15 protein-coding genes and 2 pseudogenes are annotated in these 15,153 nt (G+C 70.0%); 7 read left to right on the forward strand and 10 right to left on the reverse strand.

All coding sequences use genetic code 11. From position 1 onward, the window contains the following. Window positions 1–75 precede the first annotated feature (75 nt). The 3 genes from OG504_RS44010 (at window position 76) to OG504_RS44020 (ending at window position 2,246) form a co-directional block, all read left to right on the forward strand. Window positions 76–996, forward strand: coding sequence for an ABC transporter ATP-binding protein (locus OG504_RS44010; protein WP_405994776.1), 921 nt, complete (start codon window positions 76–78; stop codon window positions 994–996). A 2-nt stretch (window positions 997–998) separates the two neighbouring features. Further along, window positions 999–1,721: an ABC transporter permease gene (locus tag OG504_RS44015; RefSeq protein ID WP_405994777.1), complete on the forward strand. Its 723-nt coding sequence runs from the start codon at window positions 999–1,001 to the stop codon at window positions 1,719–1,721. Between the two features lie 81 nt (window positions 1,722–1,802). Then, complete coding sequence (locus OG504_RS44020; RefSeq protein ID WP_405994778.1) at window positions 1,803–2,246, forward strand: hypothetical protein; 444 nt, start codon at window positions 1,803–1,805, stop codon at window positions 2,244–2,246. A 4-nt stretch (window positions 2,247–2,250) separates the two neighbouring features. Here the strand turns inward: OG504_RS44020 and mug are convergent, their stop codons facing one another. Together mug and purB are read right to left on the reverse strand one after the other, a co-directional pair. Then, entirely contained in the window at window positions 2,251–2,796 is a 546-nt protein-coding gene (gene mug / locus OG504_RS44025) for a G/U mismatch-specific DNA glycosylase (RefSeq protein ID WP_405996584.1), read from the reverse strand. Continuing rightward, a complete protein-coding gene (gene purB, locus OG504_RS44030; protein WP_405994779.1) occupies window positions 2,793–4,235 on the reverse strand; it encodes an adenylosuccinate lyase in 1,443 nt (480 codons plus the stop codon). Before purB ends, mug begins: the two co-directional genes overlap by 4 nt. 223 nt (window positions 4,236–4,458) lie before the next feature. Here purB and OG504_RS44035 point away from each other — a divergent pair, with 223 nt between their 5' ends. Both OG504_RS44035 and OG504_RS44040 read left to right on the forward strand, forming a co-directional pair. Then, complete coding sequence (locus OG504_RS44035) at window positions 4,459–5,067, forward strand: hypothetical protein (protein ID WP_405994780.1); 609 nt, start codon at window positions 4,459–4,461, stop codon at window positions 5,065–5,067. A gap of 65 nt (window positions 5,068–5,132) precedes the next feature. Continuing rightward, window positions 5,133–5,699, forward strand: a complete 567-nt coding sequence (locus OG504_RS44040) for a hypothetical protein (protein ID WP_405994781.1) — start codon at window positions 5,133–5,135, stop codon at window positions 5,697–5,699. Window positions 5,700–5,781: 82 nt separating this feature from the next. Here OG504_RS44040 and OG504_RS44045 read toward each other — a convergent pair. Both OG504_RS44045 and OG504_RS44050 read right to left on the reverse strand, forming a co-directional pair. Beyond that, window positions 5,782–6,131: pseudogene (locus tag OG504_RS44045) on the reverse strand (DUF4326 domain-containing protein). Between the two features lie 6 nt (window positions 6,132–6,137). After that, window positions 6,138–6,320 carry a hypothetical protein gene (locus OG504_RS44050; RefSeq protein WP_405994782.1) on the reverse strand — a complete coding sequence of 61 codons (183 nt, stop codon included), beginning with the start codon at window positions 6,318–6,320 and terminating at the stop codon, window positions 6,138–6,140. 55 nt (window positions 6,321–6,375) lie between these two features. Between OG504_RS44050 and OG504_RS44055 the strand changes: the two are divergent. Further along, a pseudogene (locus OG504_RS44055) lies at window positions 6,376–6,624 on the forward strand (ISAs1 family transposase); the annotation flags it as partial. Window positions 6,625–6,790: 166 nt separating this feature from the next. Here OG504_RS44055 and OG504_RS44060 read toward each other — a convergent pair. Continuing rightward, window positions 6,791–7,651, reverse strand: a complete 861-nt coding sequence (locus OG504_RS44060; RefSeq protein ID WP_405994783.1) for a TauD/TfdA dioxygenase family protein — start codon at window positions 7,649–7,651, stop codon at window positions 6,791–6,793. Window positions 7,652–7,848: 197 nt separating this feature from the next. On the opposite strand from OG504_RS44060, the gene OG504_RS44065 reads away from it, so the two are divergent. Continuing rightward, the gene (locus tag OG504_RS44065) at window positions 7,849–8,889 is read left to right on the forward strand and encodes a methyltransferase (RefSeq protein WP_266868999.1); all 1,041 of its coding nucleotides are present in this window, start codon (window positions 7,849–7,851) and stop codon (window positions 8,887–8,889) included. A gap of 59 nt (window positions 8,890–8,948) precedes the next feature. Here OG504_RS44065 and OG504_RS44070 read toward each other — a convergent pair whose 3' ends face one another. The 5 genes from OG504_RS44070 to OG504_RS44090 are packed head-to-tail and all read right to left on the reverse strand — an operon-like array spanning window position 8,949 to window position 15,101. Continuing rightward, window positions 8,949–10,214 carry an FAD-dependent oxidoreductase gene (locus OG504_RS44070; RefSeq protein ID WP_405994784.1) on the reverse strand — a complete coding sequence of 422 codons (1,266 nt, stop codon included), beginning with the start codon at window positions 10,212–10,214 and terminating at the stop codon, window positions 8,949–8,951. Next, window positions 10,204–11,907 carry a prenyltransferase/squalene oxidase repeat-containing protein gene (locus tag OG504_RS44075; protein WP_405994785.1) on the reverse strand — a complete coding sequence of 568 codons (1,704 nt, stop codon included), beginning with the start codon at window positions 11,905–11,907 and terminating at the stop codon, window positions 10,204–10,206. Before OG504_RS44075 ends, OG504_RS44070 begins: the two co-directional genes overlap by 11 nt. Beyond that, window positions 11,904–13,004 carry a UbiA family prenyltransferase gene (locus OG504_RS44080; RefSeq protein ID WP_405994786.1) on the reverse strand — a complete coding sequence of 367 codons (1,101 nt, stop codon included), beginning with the start codon at window positions 13,002–13,004 and terminating at the stop codon, window positions 11,904–11,906. The genes OG504_RS44075 and OG504_RS44080 overlap by 4 nt, the downstream gene beginning before the upstream one ends. Window positions 13,005–13,006: 2 nt before the next feature. After that, window positions 13,007–14,065, reverse strand: a complete 1,059-nt coding sequence (locus tag OG504_RS44085) for a polyprenyl synthetase family protein (protein WP_405994787.1) — start codon at window positions 14,063–14,065, stop codon at window positions 13,007–13,009. A gap of 4 nt (window positions 14,066–14,069) precedes the next feature. After that, the gene (locus tag OG504_RS44090; RefSeq protein WP_405994788.1) at window positions 14,070–15,101 is read right to left on the reverse strand and encodes an aminotransferase class I/II-fold pyridoxal phosphate-dependent enzyme; all 1,032 of its coding nucleotides are present in this window, start codon (window positions 15,099–15,101) and stop codon (window positions 14,070–14,072) included. Window positions 15,102–15,153: the final 52 nt, after the last annotated feature.

Below are 15,153 nucleotides of genomic sequence, written 5' to 3' on the forward strand. Positions count from 1 at the left end.
CCTCCCCCGGGCGGGGGAGACGATCGCCACCGGCGGGGGAGGCCCCAACCCCCTTGAACGGCCAGGCTGTTGGCCATGACCAGCATCGACGTACGAGACCTCACCAAGGAGTACGGCACCCGGCGGGCCGTGGACCACGTCACCTTCGACGTCCGCCCCGGCAAGGTCACCGGCTTCCTCGGCCCCAACGGCGCCGGGAAGTCCACCACCATGCGCCTCGTCCTGGGCCTCGACCGGCCCACCTCCGGAACCGCCACCATCGGCGGCCGCCCCTACGCCGCGCTCACCGAGCCGCTGCGCCACGTGGGCGCCCTGCTCGACGCGCAGGCCGCGCACGGCTCCCGTACCGCCCGCGACCATCTGCGGGTCCTGGCGGCGAGCAACCGCATCCCGGCCGCCCGGGTCGACGCGGTGCTGGAGGAGACGGGGCTCGCGTCGGTCGCGCGGCACCGGGTGAAGACGTACTCCCTGGGCATGCGTCAGCGGCTGGGCATCGCCGGTGCCCTCCTGGGTGACCCCGAGGTGGTCCTGCTGGACGAGCCGTCGAACGGCCTCGACCCCGAAGGCATCGTCTGGATCCGGGAGTTGCTGCGCCGGCTGGCGGTGGAGGGCCGTACGGTCCTGGTCTCCAGCCACCTGATGAACGAGACCGCGTCCTTCGCCGACCACCTCGTGGTCCTCGGCCGCGGCCGCCTCCTCGCCGACACCCCGATGCGGGACTTCATCGACGCGCGCGTGCAACCCCAGGTACGCATCCGTACGACGGACGCCGGTGCCCTCAAGAGCACGCTCGCCGAGCACGGTCTCGACGCCGTGGAGCACGAGGAGGGGCACTGGACCGTGGCGCACGCACGCGTGGACGAGATCGGCACCCTGTTGTCCGCAGCGGGCGTACCGATCCTCGAACTGACCGCTACGGAGGGCACGTTGGAGCAGGCCTACCTCGATCTGACCGCCACCGAGACCGAGTTCACCGCACCGCTCCAGGAGGCCTGACCATGGCGTTCACGCCCGTGTTCCACTCCGAGTGGATCAAGATCCGTACCCTGCGCTCACAGCTCGCGGCCCTCGCCATGATGCTCGTGGTGACGGCACTCTTCTCCGCGCTCGCCTCGGCCGACACCGGAGGCGACGACTTCGACCCGCTGTTCGCGGTCTTCTTCGGCGTGACCTTCGGCCAGATCGCGGCCATCGCCTTCGGCACGACCGCCGTGTCCTCCGAGTTCCAGGGCGGAGCGCTACGGCTGTCGCTGGCCGCGGTGCCGCACCGGGGACGCTGGTTCGCGGCCAAGGCGACGGCCGTCGCCATGCCCGTGTTCGCCGCCGGACTGGTCACCGGCGTGGTGACACTGGTGGTCGGCAAGGCGGTGCTGGGTGCCGACGCGGACGGGCTCGGCTGGGCGGAGCAGGTGCGCGGTGTGGTCGGCTGCGCCGTCTATCTCACGCTGATGGCGCTGCTCGCGGCCGGTCTCACGGCGGTGCTGCGCAGCGGAGTTGCGACGCTGAGCATCGTCATCCCGTTCCTGCTCATCGTGAGCTTCGTGGTCGGCGACGCGTCGAGCGGCATCGCGGACCTCCTGCCCGACCGGGCCGGCCAGGTGGCGCTCCACGAGACCTGGGCCGGGGCGATGGGGCCGTGGACCGGGCTCGGGGTGACGGCCCTGTGGGCTGCGGCGGCGTTGACGGCGGGGGCGTGGAGCGTGCGGCGCCGGGACGCCTGACCCCGGACGTGCCGGAACGTTTGACCCCAAGCGGGCACTGACGCCCCGTCAATTGTCAGTGGGGGCCGGTTTACTGGAGGCATGAACATCACGCACTGGCCGGCGACGATCGACCTGCTGTGCACCCGGGACTTCCCCGCGGAGCACGGCAGGACGGACGTGGGTACGGGGGGACCCGGCTATCACATCGCCGAATTACACACGAGCGGCGACTTCTGGGAGGACGACGGGGCGGAGCGGGAGCAGACCGAGGCACAGTACGAGATCGACCGGGACGGACTCGGCGAGCGGCTGAGCGAACGGTGGGGAGCGTCCCAAGTCATCAGCCTGGCCGGAGCGTTCGAGCGGTCACAAGGCGGCGAGGACATACCGGAGCCCTGGGCCTCGCTCAGCGCACACGTGCCGGACGTACACCTGTGGAAGTCACCGGAGACCGGCCGGTGGATCGCACTCGGGGTGTCCCAGTGGGACAAGGAACTCCCGTTCCAACTCCTCGCCGTCGTAACGGAGACGGACCCACTGTGAGGATCTAGTTCTGCGCGGCGGCCCGCAGCCGTCCGAACTCCTCGGCCATCATCGCCGCCGTCCAGTGCGCGTTCAGCCCGCTCGGATTGGGCAGCACCCACACCCGTGTGTCCCCGAACGTCCGCTCCTGCGGCCCCACTTGGGCCTTCTTGTCGTCGAACGCGGCCCGGTACGCGGTCACCCCGAGGACGGCCAGCCAGCGCGGCTTCCACCCCGTCAGCTTCGACGCGAGGAGTTGCCCGCCCTCGCGGTACTCCTCCGCGCTCAGCTCGTCGGCCCGGGCCGTCGCCCGTGCCACCACGTTCGTGATGCCGAGCCCGTAGGACAGCAACTCACCCTGCTCCGCGGGCTTCATGAGCCTCGGGGTGAAGCCGGACAGGTGCAGCACCGGCCAGAAGCGGTTGCCGGGACGGGCGAAGTGGTGGCCCGTGGCCGCCGTCATCAGACCGGGGTTGATGCCGCAGAACAGCACGGCGAGGCCGTTCGCGACGACGTCCGGTACGAGACGGTCGCGGGCGGCCTCCAGCTCGGCCTGGGTGAAGCGGGTCAGAGGATCGCCCCCGGGGTGTAACCCGCGGCCTCCGGGTGCTGCTTCGCGAGCTCCTCGACCCGGGCGACGACGACGGCGACCTGGTCGGCCGCGGCACCCGTGAAGGACAGCTTGTCGGCCATCAGCGCGTCCAACTGGGCGCGGTCGAGCGGGATGCGCTCGTCGGCGGCGAGCTTGTCCAGCAGCTCGTTCCGCTCGGCGCCCTGCTCGCGCATCGCCAGCGCGGAGGCGACGGCGTTCTCCTTGATGGCCTCGTGCGCGACCTCGCGGCCGACGCCCGCGCGGACCGCGGCCATCAGCACCTTGGTCGTCGCGAGGAACGGCAGGTAGCGGTCCAGCTCACGCGCCACGACGGCCGGGAACGCGCCGAACTCGTCGAGCACGGTCAGGAACGTCTCCAGCAGCCCGTCGAGCGCGAAGAACGCGTCGGGGAGGGCCACCCGGCGCACCACCGAGCAGGAGACATCGCCCTCGTTCCACTGATCGCCCGCCAGCTCGCCCGTCATCGAGGCGTAGCCGCGCAGGATGACCATCAGACCGTTGACGCGCTCGCAGGAGCGGGTGTTCATCTTGTGCGGCATCGCCGAGGAACCGACCTGGCCCGGCTTGAAGCCCTCGGTGACCAGCTCGTGCCCGGCCATCAGCCGGATCGTCTTCGCGAGTGACGAGGGCGCCGCCGCGACCTGCACCAGCGCGGTCACGACCTCGTAGTCCAGCGAGCGCGGGTACACCTGGCCGACCGAGGTGAACGCCTGCGAGAAACCGAGGTGGGAGGCGATCCGCTGCTCCAGCTCCGCGAGCTTCGCCGCGTCGCCGCCGAGCAGGTCCAGCATGTCCTGCGCCGTGCCCACCGGGCCCTTGATACCGCGCAGCGGGTAACGACCCAGCAGCTCCTCGACCCGGCCGTACGCCACGAGCAGCTCGTCGGCGGCGGTCGCGAAGCGCTTGCCGAGGGTGGTCGCCTGCGCGGCCACGTTGTGCGAGCGACCGGCCATGACCAGCTCGCCGTACTCACCGGCCAGCTTGCCGAGACGGGCCAGAACGGCCACCGTGCGGTCGCGCATCAGCTCCAGCGAGAGCCGGATCTGCAACTGCTCGACGTTCTCCGTCAGGTCCCGGGACGTCATGCCCTTGTGTACCTGCTCGTGCCCGGCGAGATCGTTGAACTCCTCGATCCGCGCCTTCACGTCGTGCCGTGTGACCTTCTCACGCTCGGCGATCGACGCCAGGTCGACCTGGCCGAGCACACGCTCGTAGTCCGCGATCGCCGCGTCCGGCACCTCGATCCCGAGGTCCTTCTGGGCCCGCAGCACGGCGAGCCAGAGCTGCCGTTCCAGCTTCACCTTCTGCTCGGGAGACCAGAGCGTGGCGAGCTCGGTGGAGGCATAACGTCCGGCGAGGACGTTCGGGATGCGGGGCTTGGCGGGAGCGGAAGTCACGTGTACGGAGTTTACCCGGCGTCCTCGAGGGATCCGGACCGTCCGTTCGGCCCAGAGATCCCAGGTCAAGGACTCTCCGGACAGCGGGCCGCGACAGGGCCGTCCGGGAGGCCGGACATCTGCCCCGACACGAATGGGTGAATCCCCCCAGCAGGCAGCAACCACACGCTGTGTTTACAAGTCACACATCTCGCATTTACCAGCGAAGACCTCAGGGGGACACATGAGCAACCAACCGCCCTACCCGCCACAGCAGCCCGGCTGGGGCAACGGTGGTCAACAGCCTTACGGACAGCCCCCGTTCCCGCCGCAGCCCCCGAAGAAGCGCTCCGTCGGGAAGGTCGTCGGCCTCGGGTGCCTAGGCATCGTCGGTCTGTTCGTCGTCATCGTCATCATCGTCACCGCCGTCGGAGGAGGCAGCGGCAACAACGACTCCAGCGGCAGCTCGAAGAGCGCGGCGCCCGCCGGCAAGAGCTCCGACAAGGCCGCCGGCGACACGAAGAAGAACGACACCAAGAAGGACGCCACCGACGGCAAGGCCGTCTTCAAGGTGTGGGGCACCGCCCCCGCCGGCGCCCTCGGCGGTCTCGACATCGGGTACGGCTCCGACTCGGACACGCGTAAGGGCACGTTCAAGGACGGCAAGTTCGAGGCGACGCTGACCCTCCGCAAGGACGCCCTCTACTACGACGTGCATGCGCAGCTCCAGGGCTCCGGAGACATCAACTGCTCGGTCACGGTGGACGGGAAGACGAAGAAGGGCCACGCGTCCGGTGGCTACAACATCTGCAACGCGCAGCTGAGCAGCAACTTCACGGGGGGCTGGTCGTAGCCGGTTCTGCGGGCGTGGGGACGTTCGCGCCCGACCACGAACGGAACGACCACTCCTGGGGGACCATGACCGACACCAGCTTGCCGCCCATGCCGTCGATGCCGCCCACGCCGTCGAACGATCCGTCGCCACCGGCGAAGAAGCCGCGCACCAACCTCGTCATCATCGGCTCGGCCGCCGCAGTCATCGCCGCCATCGTGGCCACCGGCTTCGTGGTCACGCAGTCCAGGAACGACGGCAGTGAGCCGGCATCCACCGCCAATCCGAACGCACACACGGAGGACGCGGTCCCCGCGGAGAAGCCGGACCCTGAGCCGACATACATCACAGTCGACGCCGACAGTTTCACGATCGGGCTCAAGACCACCGCCCGGCAGTGCTTCGGGTCCGCGGGCTGCAACGTCACGGTCGAGCCGGACCTGACCCTGCTGGGTGACACCGAGGCGATCGATCCGGACGCCGTGTACGAGATCACCTACGAGATCCACGGAGATGAGTCCGGCCCGGTCATCGAGACGGCCGAGCTGTCGGACCGAACGAGTCTGAACTACACGCCGTCCATGATCAGTACTGCTTCGTCGGGCACGCAGGTGTCCGCGGAGATCACGGACGTCTCGGTTCAGGGGGAATGAGACGCCTTAGGTCGCGTGTACGGCGGCCCCGCTCCTGGGCGATCCGATCCCGGAGCGGGGCCGTCCGTCACCACGACCCACGTCACGGCCCGCAACCCCCGCCGTCGGCAAGCTCAGCCAACACCTCCGCATGACAACCAACGGCGCACACCAGCAAGCCAGCCCCCGTCCCCGCAGCGGCGGAATCAGCTTCAGCAGAAAAGGCCGCTCCAGCAGATACGCCCGGTACTTCGCCATCACCTCCGCGCGTGTGCCGTCGCGGCGGCGCGTGGGGGTGTCGTAGGCGAAGGGGTTGTGGAGCGGGTGGCGGGGGAGGTCCCAGCCGCCGAGGGTCCAGCGGCGGCCTACGTAGGTGATGTCGGCCGGGGCGAGTTCCAGGCGGGGGCCGAAGTCGTGGATTCGGCCCCTGACGTTGATCACCCGCGTGGTCATGGGGAGTTACGCCGCCGGGCCCTCGTAGGGGAGCAGGTCCGGGTGCTTGGGGGAGAGGCCGTCGCCGGAGGCGCGGGCGGCAAGGGCTCGGTCGCCCGCCACCGGCCGCTGAGCGTCCTGGACCACATGCGCCAGGCCGCCGAGGCGACCGGGCGCGGCAACATCACCCGGCCCGAGCTGTTCGCACACCTCGCGACCGTCGACCCGCAGTACCGGCGGAACGACCGCGAGAACGAGACCGCGTACCGCCGCCGAGATCGCCGCCCGGGCTCGCGGGCACTGGACCGTGCAAAATACTGTCCACTGGTACCGGGACGTCACCTTCAACGAGGACAAATCCCAGGTCAGAACCCACAACACCCGCGCCGTCCTGGCCGACCTGCGCGACCTCGTCCGAGGTGCCCTCAAACTGGCCGGCCACGCCAACATCGCCGCCGCCCGACGCTCCCACACCGACCGCGACCGCGTCCTCGCGCTCTACGGCATCACATGATCACCACGAACCGGACAACCGGGATACGCGCCGGGGCCCTGGTCCGTGGGTGAACTCGTTGATGGTGCTTTCGGCTCCGGGGTGGCGGCCCGGCAGTGGTCCGCTGACGGTGCCGCCCGGGTTGCTCGCACGCGCGATCTGCACGGTCAGGGACGGGACCCGGCGATCAGCGCTTGGCGCGAGCCACGGCCGCGGCGCTCTCCGTTCCGGTGTGGTGGCCCCAGCGGGGCTCATCGCCCTGCGGCTTGTCGCCCAGGATCGTGACCCGTTGGCCCACGCGGCGCTCGGTGTAGTCGTTGACCGCGAAGTGCTGAGTGGCCCGGTTGTCCCAGAGGGCGATCGCGCCGGGCACCCATCGGTAGCGGCACGTCCGTTCGGGGCGTTCGGAGAGAGTGAACAGATGGTTGAGCAGCATGTCGCTCTCGTCCTTGCCGAGTTGGGGGATGCGGGTGGTGAACATGCGGTTCACGTAGAGCGAGCGCCGGCCGGTGCCCGGGTGCTCGCGCACCACGGGGTGCTCGGCCTCGCTGCGGAAGGAACCGTTGGGGTGAGCGAAAAGGTGCAGTGCGGTCAGCCCGTCCAGCAGGTCGCGGAGCGGCACCGAGATCGCCTCGTAGGCCAGGTACTGGTTGCTCCACATCGTGTCGCCGCCGCTGGGCGGGCACCGCACGATCTGGAGGATCGAGGCGATGGGCGGGCTCGGGCTGAAGGTGACGTCGGTGTGCCATACGTCGGCTTTCGCGCCCTGGTCGGAGTCGAGTACCACGATCTCCGGGTGCTCGTCCAGCTTGGGCAGGAAGGGGTGGATCTCCAGATCCCCGAAGCGGCTCCCGAATGCCTTGTGTGCCTGCGGACTCAGGCCGGCCGCCTCGGGGAAGAACAGCACCAGGTATTGCAGCAGGAGTGCGTGCAGTCGTTCAAAACCTTCGTCGGTGAGTTCTTCGAAATCAACGCCTCGGACCTCGGCGCCGAGTGCCCCTGAGACCGGGCTTACGTCGAACGCGATGCCATGACTGATGGTAGCCATTACCCGTGGACCTTCCTTTTTCTGATGCCCGAGAATATTTTTGAGGGCGCGTTTGAATTCCGATTAGGCAATCGCGAATCAATTGCCTTTTCGGTGTCCATTGATATATTCTTTCAATCGCGCTCGCGTTTTCCGGAATAGTCTTCATCCGGTGGCGAGCGCCCGTCACAGTCGACGTCGACAGGGAGTGAACACGTATGGAATCTCAGTCTGCCGAGCCCACTGCCGCCACCGCTGCCACGGCCACTGCCGAGCTGACCCGGCTCATAGACCTGGCCACCCCGTTCGCCGTGCGCACCGCGGTGACCCTGCGCCTGCCGGAACTGGTCGCCAAGGGCACCACCGGACTCGACGGGCTCGCCGAGGCGTCCGGGGCGCACCAGGAGTCGTTGGGCCGCCTGATGCGTCACCTCGTCGGTGTCGGGCTGTTCGCCGAGACCACCCCCGGGACGTACGGGCTGACCGGACTGTCCCGGCAACTGCTCAGCGAGGACAGCACCTGGTACCGGGGCTGGCTGAACCTGGAGAGCCCCGGCACCAGGATGGACTTGGCCTTCACCGGGATGCTGCATTCCATACGTACCGGTGAGTCCGCCTACGGCACGGTGCACGGCACGCCGTTCTGGCAGGAATACGAGCAGGATTCGGACCTGCGTGGCTTCTTCTGCGGTGTGATGGCGGCCTTCGCCTGGCAGACCGGGCCGGTGCTGGCCACCGAGTTCGACTGGTCCGGGGTGCGCACCGTGATCGACGTCGGAGGCGGGATCGGCGCGCTGCTCGCGGAAGTCGTACGGGTCAACACTCACCTGCAGGGCGAGGTCCTGGACCTGCCGCCGGTCGCTCCCGAGGCCGAGGAAGCGCTGGGCCGGGCCGGGGTGGCCGACCGGGCGCAGTTCGTGCCCGGCAGCTTTTTCGACCCGCTGCCGGCGGGCCGCGATGTGTACGTGGTCTCGCGGGTGCTGACCGACTGGAACGACGAGAACGCGAAGCTGATCCTGCGACGTTGCGCCGAGGCCGCCGGGGCGGACGGCCGTGTCCTGATCGTCGAGGTGCTCGCCGGGGATGACCATGCCAAGCGCAATGCCTCCTTCGACCTGCAGTCCCTGGTTCTGCTCGGCGGCCAGGAGCGCACCGTGCAGGACTTCGAGGTACTGGCCGGGGCGGCCGGGCTGAGGGTGGCCCGTTCGCGAAGCTGGCCCGGCGGTCTGGTGGTCGTCGAGTGCGCCGCGGCCCGGTGAAGCGGGACAGGATCCAGTAGGACGGGAGCCGGCCGGCGTGAGGGTCGGCGGGGCGGCCCTCACGCCCAAGCCGGCAACTGCCGGGCGCGGGGGTCGGGGAGGAGCCCGACCTGGTGCAGGCGGTCCAGCAGCGAGAGCTCGTGGATGCCCAGGCCGGCCATGTTGTGCATGACGGTGTAGCGCAGCCGGGAGTTCGCCCCGGTGTGCCGCATGGCGCGTCGGCCGAGCGTACGGCCCGCCCACGACAGGTCGGTGATCATCCGCGCCGCGTTGTGGCTGGTCCGGCCGGTGTGGGCGAGGTTGGGCAGGCGCTCGGACTCGTAGGCCCGTAGCGCGGTGTCCACCCCGGACGGGGTGAGGTCACCGGAGAGCGCGCCGATCACCCCGGCCAGGCAGTGCGCGTCGCAGACCGAGCTGTTCATACCCTGGGCCGCCATCGGGTGCACGGTATGCCCGGACTCTCCCACCAACGCCAAGCCGGGTGCGGCGAGGCGGGGCGCGAGGAAGCGCGAGACGGGCAGCGCTTGGCGGCTGTCCAGGGCGGCCGGCAACGCGTCGCCGAGGGGCGCCAGCCCTGGTACTTCGGAGAGCAGCCGATCCGTCCAGCGCAGCAGCCCGTCCTTGTCGAGGCCGCGCAGTTCGTCCGGTGCGGTCTGTACGTAGAGGCGTACCCGGCCGCCGGGCAACGGGTAGCGCAGCCGCAGGCCGCGACCGCTGACGTAGGCGGAGAAGTCGGGCTCGGTCGGCGGGGCGTCGTGGATGTCGAAGGCGACGAGCCGATGGGGGTACTCCTGTCGGTGGACCTCGATCCCGGCCTCGCGCCGCAGCCGGGAGGAGATCCCGTCGGCCGCGACGATCAGCGCGGCGTGGACGTCGTGGTCCGGGCCGCCCTCGCTGAGCGTTACGCCGCAGATCCGCCCCGTGCCGTCGCGCAGCGGGCCGCGTACGAGCACGCCCCGTCGGAAGTCGACGGTGGGGGCAAGACCGTCGGCCAGCGCGGCCAGGATCGCCGGGTAGTCGTGGGCGAGCAGCCAGTTGGCCTCGCCCGGCAGCCGGTCGTACTCCAGGGACATCTGCGGACGCCCCTCGGGATCGCGGGCGACCAGGTGGGACAGCCGTAACGCGCCACGCTCCTGGAGGCGTCGGGTGACGCCCCATTCGCTGAGGATCTTCAACGCTCCGGGCTGCAGGACCTCACCCTTGGCGGCTGTGGTGGGCTCGGCCTGCTTGTCCACCAACAGGACGCGCAGGCCCAGCGAGCCCAGCGCGTGAGCTGCCGCGAGGCCGCCCACGCCTGCCCCGCACACGACAACGTCAGTACGCATCCGTGTGTTGTCCTTCCTCGACGGCGCTGCGGTAGCGGGCGAGAGCGCGCAGGGCGAGACCGCCTGCGAGACCACCGTTGGGGTAGCGGCAGACGTGGCGGACGTACTCGTTCACCCTTGCCTCGGGCCAGGAACCGTCCGCGCGCCGGACGGCCAGCAGCCACTGGACACCTCGGTCGACGGCCGGATCGGCGGCGGGCACCGCAGAGGAGAGCAGTGCGCCGACGGCCCACGCGGTCTCCTCGACGGTCCCGGGCGTGGTGCCGTCCCCGGTACTCCAGGAGCCGTCCGCGAGCTGGGTGTCCATCAGCCACTGCCGAGCCTTGGCGACGGTGGGGTGCCCGCCTTGCGCCGCCTTGACGAGCGTCCGCACTACGGCGGAGGTGCCGGCGGTGTGCATGCGGTACCAGACGGACTCGAAGGTGCCGTCGGGCCGTTGCGCGGTGTGCAGCCACTTGACCGCTCGCAGGACACGGGGATCGTCCGGGAGAGCTCCGGCGTCCAGCAGAGCGTCGACGGACTGCGCGGTCATGTGCGGGCAGGGGCCGCTGTTGGCGACCTTGGTGTTGCGTACGCACAGGCCCCAGGAGCCGCGGGTGTCCTGTTGGGTGGTCAGCCAGGCGATCCCGCGCTGGATGCTGGAGCCGGCCTGTCCGTCCTCGTCGGGCAGGGCGGTCAGCGCGGAGACGATCTCGGCGGTCTCCATCGAGGCGGGCCATCCGCGCGACCCGGACCAGCCCCAGAACCCGGCCGGGCATCCGAAGGCTGTGAAGGGCTGGTCCTGCTGATCCCGCAGGAACAGCTGCCGGGTCGACCGGAGGCGTTCGTCGGCTGCGTACCCGGCTTCCAGCAGCCCGCCGGCCGCGTACATCGACCAGGTCAGGTCCAGGGTGCCGCTGTTCCACGAGCCGTCGGGGTTGGCCATGTCGCGGAACCACTTCACGGCCCCGGCGACCATGTCGGGGGCCAGGTCGGCCCGTGCCAGGCCCGCGCAGATCAGCCCGGTCACCCAGGCGTCCTCGCACCAGCCGCCGGTGCTGCCCTCGTGTTCGTACACCTGGCGGATGACGGACAGCGCGTTGGGTGCCCCGGCGGCGGCGAGCAGCCGCAGAACCGGATTGGTGCGGCGGTACCGGGTCTGGGCCAGGGCCAGGGCGGCGACCATCGGGCTGCGCAGGTCGAACAGCCGCCGGAACAGCCCGGGTAACAGCGCCAGTTCGAGAGGGAAGCGCCGCATGTCCTGCGGGTCCAGCCATCCCGCATAGCCGTAGAACTGCCGGCACCAGGCGGTCACCTCCGGGTGCGGGATCGCTTCCAGCCCGCCGTGGGCCGCCATCCACTCACGGCCCGAGCGCACCGCCGCCTCGGCGCCCGAGGGGGCGACCAGGTGCAGGGTCGCGGCTGCCACTGCCGTAGGACCGGCTTCGGATTCGCCGCCTGGCACCATGCTCCACCCGCCGTCGGGCAGTTGTGTCCGGCTCAGCCAGTCCACGCCGAGCGCGATCAGATCGGCCGAGGCTTCCGGGTCTGCGAAGTGCAGGGCGGAGACGGCGCCGACGGTGCTGAGCGTCGAGGTGAGGGTTCCCGCGCCGTAGTCGAAGACCCCGTCGGTGCGCTGGACGGAGAACATGGCCTCCGCGCCGGAGGCGATGGCCGAGGTGACATGACTGATGTCGATCTTCAGCGAGGTCATGGCTGGTATGCCTTTCTCTGCGTTCCAGGCGTTCCTTGCTTTACGGGGGAGGGCGGCGGGAGTTCGTGCCGGGAACGCATCGCGCGCTGGGTGACGACGCTGAACATCAGTACCGGTGCCAGCAGCCCGAGTACGGTCCGGGCCCCCGTTCCGGCGGCGATGACGGCGGCCGCCAGTACCAGGCGTTCGACGACCAGGACCTTGTGCGCCCGCAACGCCACCGCCTGCGTCTCCGTCGGAGCCGCCACCCCCGTCACAGACCGGGTCACCGACCGCGTCCGCCGGAGTAACGGAACGAAAGCCGCCACGCCGGTGCCCGCCGCCACGACGAGCAGGACGGTATAGCCGGACCGGTGCGCCATCGGCAGGAGCACGGCGCCGGCCGTGCCAACCGCGATCGCGCCTGCGTACAGCGCCAGTGCCAACCGCGCGGCCACGTCCACCCCGTGGCGGACCGGCACCGACAAGTAACCGCAGACGCGGTCGCCGTCCACGTCGCGGATGGTGCCGACGAGGTTCGAGGAGGTGTCGTGCAGCAGGAACATCAGCGCGGGCACGAACACCCGCCACGGCGGATCGGGTTGCGCGAGCATCGCGCCGACCACGAATGCCAAGGCGGTGAGCGCCCCGCGTACGAGGTTGCCGGAGATGCCGCGTCCCTTGCAGATCCTGCTGTATACGACGATTCCGGTCATCGCGAGGGCGAACAGCAGCAACGTCCGCCAGTTCGCCGCCGCGAGGATCAGCGCCGAGCCCGCCGCGCAGACGACACCGCCTGCCAGTGCGGCCTCGGGGAGCAGCCGGCCGGAGGGGATCGGCCGCTGTGGTTTCGCGATCGCGTCGAGGTGCCGGTCGAAGTAGTCGCCGAGGTAGTGGCCGGCCAGCCAGCCCAGCCCCGGCGCCCCGGCGGCCAGCGCGAGCGTACCCGGCCGGTCCGCACCGCCCGCCGTGCACGCACCCGCCACGCCGACGAGGGCGGGGTGGGCAAGGGTGTACGGGCGCCAGGTCTGCACATGCGCCTGGACGGTGCGGTGGACGCTGCGCCGCCACCGTCCGTCCGTGCCCCGTGTGGCGTGTCCGGTCCCGTTTCCGGCCACGGCTACCGGTCCCGGTTGATCGACAACTCGGCTACGGCCGCGAGCAGGCCGACGCCTTCGGAACTGGGCAAACCCGCCAGCTGCTCCCTGGCCAGAGCGGCTTCGGTCTCGGCCCGCGCGCGCGCCCGGTGCAGTGCCCCGGTGGACTCCAGTAACTCGCGCAACCGCTCGTAGGCCTCCGCCGCCGGTATCCGGCCGCTGAGGGCCTCGGTGAACCGTTCGCGGTCCCCTCTCCCGGCGCTCTCGTAGCCCAACAGCACGGGGAAGGTGGGCCGTAGGTTGCCGGCGTCGCTGGTGTTCGGCTTGCCTGTGGTCCCGGGTTCCCACAGGTAGGGCAGCAGGTCGTCGTACATCTGGAAGGCCAGGCCGAGGTGTTCGGCGAACCGGGTGACCGCCTCGGTATGGTCCGGGCCGGCCCCGCCCAGGATCGCCCCGGCGCGGCACACTCCCCGGAACAGCGCACCGGTCTTGAGCGAGATCACCGTCTCGTAGTCGGCGATGGGGGACGAGGGGTCGCTCGTCAGCTCGGCTTCCTTTGTCTGGCCCCGGCACACATCGGCCCCGGCCTCGGCCAGGACGCGGACCGCTTCCAGTACGGCCGCTGCGGGAACCCCGCGCTCGACGCACTCGGCCAGTGAGGTGAACATCGTCAGGATCAGGAAGTCACCGGTGACGATCGCGTCGGCCATCCCGTAGTGGGCGTGCACCGAGCGCTGGCCCCGGCGGAGCTCGTCGTCATCGATCACGTCGTCGTGGATCAGCGTGGCCACATGCAGGTACTCCACCGCCATCGCCGCCGGAAGGACGCCGTCGTAGCTGCCGCCGACCGCGTCGGCCGACGCGACCAGCAGCAGCGGGCGCAGGGTCTTGCCCGGCGCCAGCAGGGCGTAGCGGCTGATCTCCCGCACCCGGTCGGGGGTGCTCGGCCAACGTTTCAGCAGTTCACGGCGGAGCGATTCGGCAATGGGTGAGGAACTGAGTTCGTGAAGGAGGGTGTCGGCCGGGGCGCTGGTGGGGTTGGCGGCGGGAGCATCGGCAGTTCGGGCGTTCATTGCTGCCATCCGGCTACTGCCGCTCACTCGGATGAGCCGCACCGGGCGGCGCGCCACCGGCGAAACGTCTGGCCAGTTCGATCACCGCGTCATTGGCCTCCGGGGTCCCCACGGTCACTCGTACGCCCGCCCCCGCGATCTCACGGACCGAGACGCCGTTGTCGGCGCAGAACTCCACGAACCGGCCGTTGTCCTCGCCCAGCGGCAGCCAGTGAAAGTTGGCCTCACTGCCCGGTACCCGGTAGCCCAGTTCCGTCAGCGCCCGGTGCACCCGGTCCCGTTCGCGGCTGACCTCGGCGCACTGCCGCCGCATATGGGTCTCGGCCTTGAGCGCCGCGAGCGCAGCGGCCTGCGCCGGGGTGCTGACCCGCAGGAACGGCGAGGTCGGCGCGAGCGCGGAGGTGACGGCCGGGTCGGCGACAAGGTAGCCGACGCGCATCCCGAGCAGGCCGTAGGACTTGGAGAAGCTCCGCACCGCGCAGACGCGCGGGTCGCCCCGGTGGAGGTCGATGGCGTTGGCGATCGAGTCCGGGTCTGCGAAGTCGAGATATGCCTCGTCAACGAGTACGAGTACATCGCTGGGCAGCCGGTCGAGGAACTCCTTCAACTCGGCCTCGCCCAGCATGGTCCCGGTGGGGTTGTTGGGGTTGCACAAAACGACGACCCGGGTCTGCGGAGTGACGGCGGCGGCCATGGCGTCCAGGTCGTGCGAGAATTCTTTGAGGGGCACCGGGACCGGGATGCCGCCCGCGTTACGAATGAGCAGCGGATACATGTCGAAGGACGGCCAGGCGTGCACGACCTCGGCGCCGTTGCCGGCGTAGGCATTGAGGAGTTGCAACAGCAGAGCACCCGAACCAGGGCTGACGAACACATGTCGGACTGGTACATCCAGATGCTCAGCGAGAGCCGTGGACAACCCGGTCGACAGTGCGTCCAAGGTGAGGTTGATGTCCTTCAGCGAGTCCCTGATGGCTTCTTGTACACCTGGAAGATGTAACGAGAAATTTTCATTCAGGGCGAGTTGATGACGTATCGGTGTCATGGCGACGCTCCATTCTGCGATTGTGCGCCAAGGCACCCCGCCTGCAGGTGGG

Source organism: Streptomyces sp. NBC_00986 (assembly GCF_045162565.1).
Classification (GTDB): Bacteria; Actinomycetota; Actinomycetes; order Streptomycetales; family Streptomycetaceae; genus Streptomyces.

Excerpts from the sequence above, each read along its gene's own strand:
- OG504_RS44010 (WP_405994776.1), top strand. The coding sequence starts at position 76 with ATGACCAGCATCGACGTACGAGACCTCACCAAGGAGTACGGCACCCGG.
- OG504_RS44015 (WP_405994777.1), top strand. The coding sequence starts at position 999 with ATGGCGTTCACGCCCGTGTTCCACTCCGAGTGGATCAAGATCCGTACC.
- OG504_RS44020 (WP_405994778.1), top strand. The coding sequence starts at position 1,803 with ATGAACATCACGCACTGGCCGGCGACGATCGACCTGCTGTGCACCCGG.
- OG504_RS44035 (WP_405994780.1), top strand. The coding sequence starts at position 4,459 with ATGAGCAACCAACCGCCCTACCCGCCACAGCAGCCCGGCTGGGGCAAC.
- OG504_RS44040 (WP_405994781.1), top strand. The coding sequence starts at position 5,133 with ATGACCGACACCAGCTTGCCGCCCATGCCGTCGATGCCGCCCACGCCG.
- OG504_RS44060 (WP_405994783.1), bottom strand. The coding sequence starts at position 7,651 with ATGGCTACCATCAGTCATGGCATCGCGTTCGACGTAAGCCCGGTCTCA.
- OG504_RS44065 (WP_266868999.1), top strand. The coding sequence starts at position 7,849 with ATGGAATCTCAGTCTGCCGAGCCCACTGCCGCCACCGCTGCCACGGCC.
- OG504_RS44070 (WP_405994784.1), bottom strand. The coding sequence starts at position 10,214 with ATGCGTACTGACGTTGTCGTGTGCGGGGCAGGCGTGGGCGGCCTCGCG.
- OG504_RS44075 (WP_405994785.1), bottom strand. The coding sequence starts at position 11,907 with ATGACCTCGCTGAAGATCGACATCAGTCATGTCACCTCGGCCATCGCC.
- OG504_RS44085 (WP_405994787.1), bottom strand. The coding sequence starts at position 14,065 with ATGGCAGCAATGAACGCCCGAACTGCCGATGCTCCCGCCGCCAACCCC.
- OG504_RS44090 (WP_405994788.1), bottom strand. The coding sequence starts at position 15,101 with ATGACACCGATACGTCATCAACTCGCCCTGAATGAAAATTTCTCGTTA.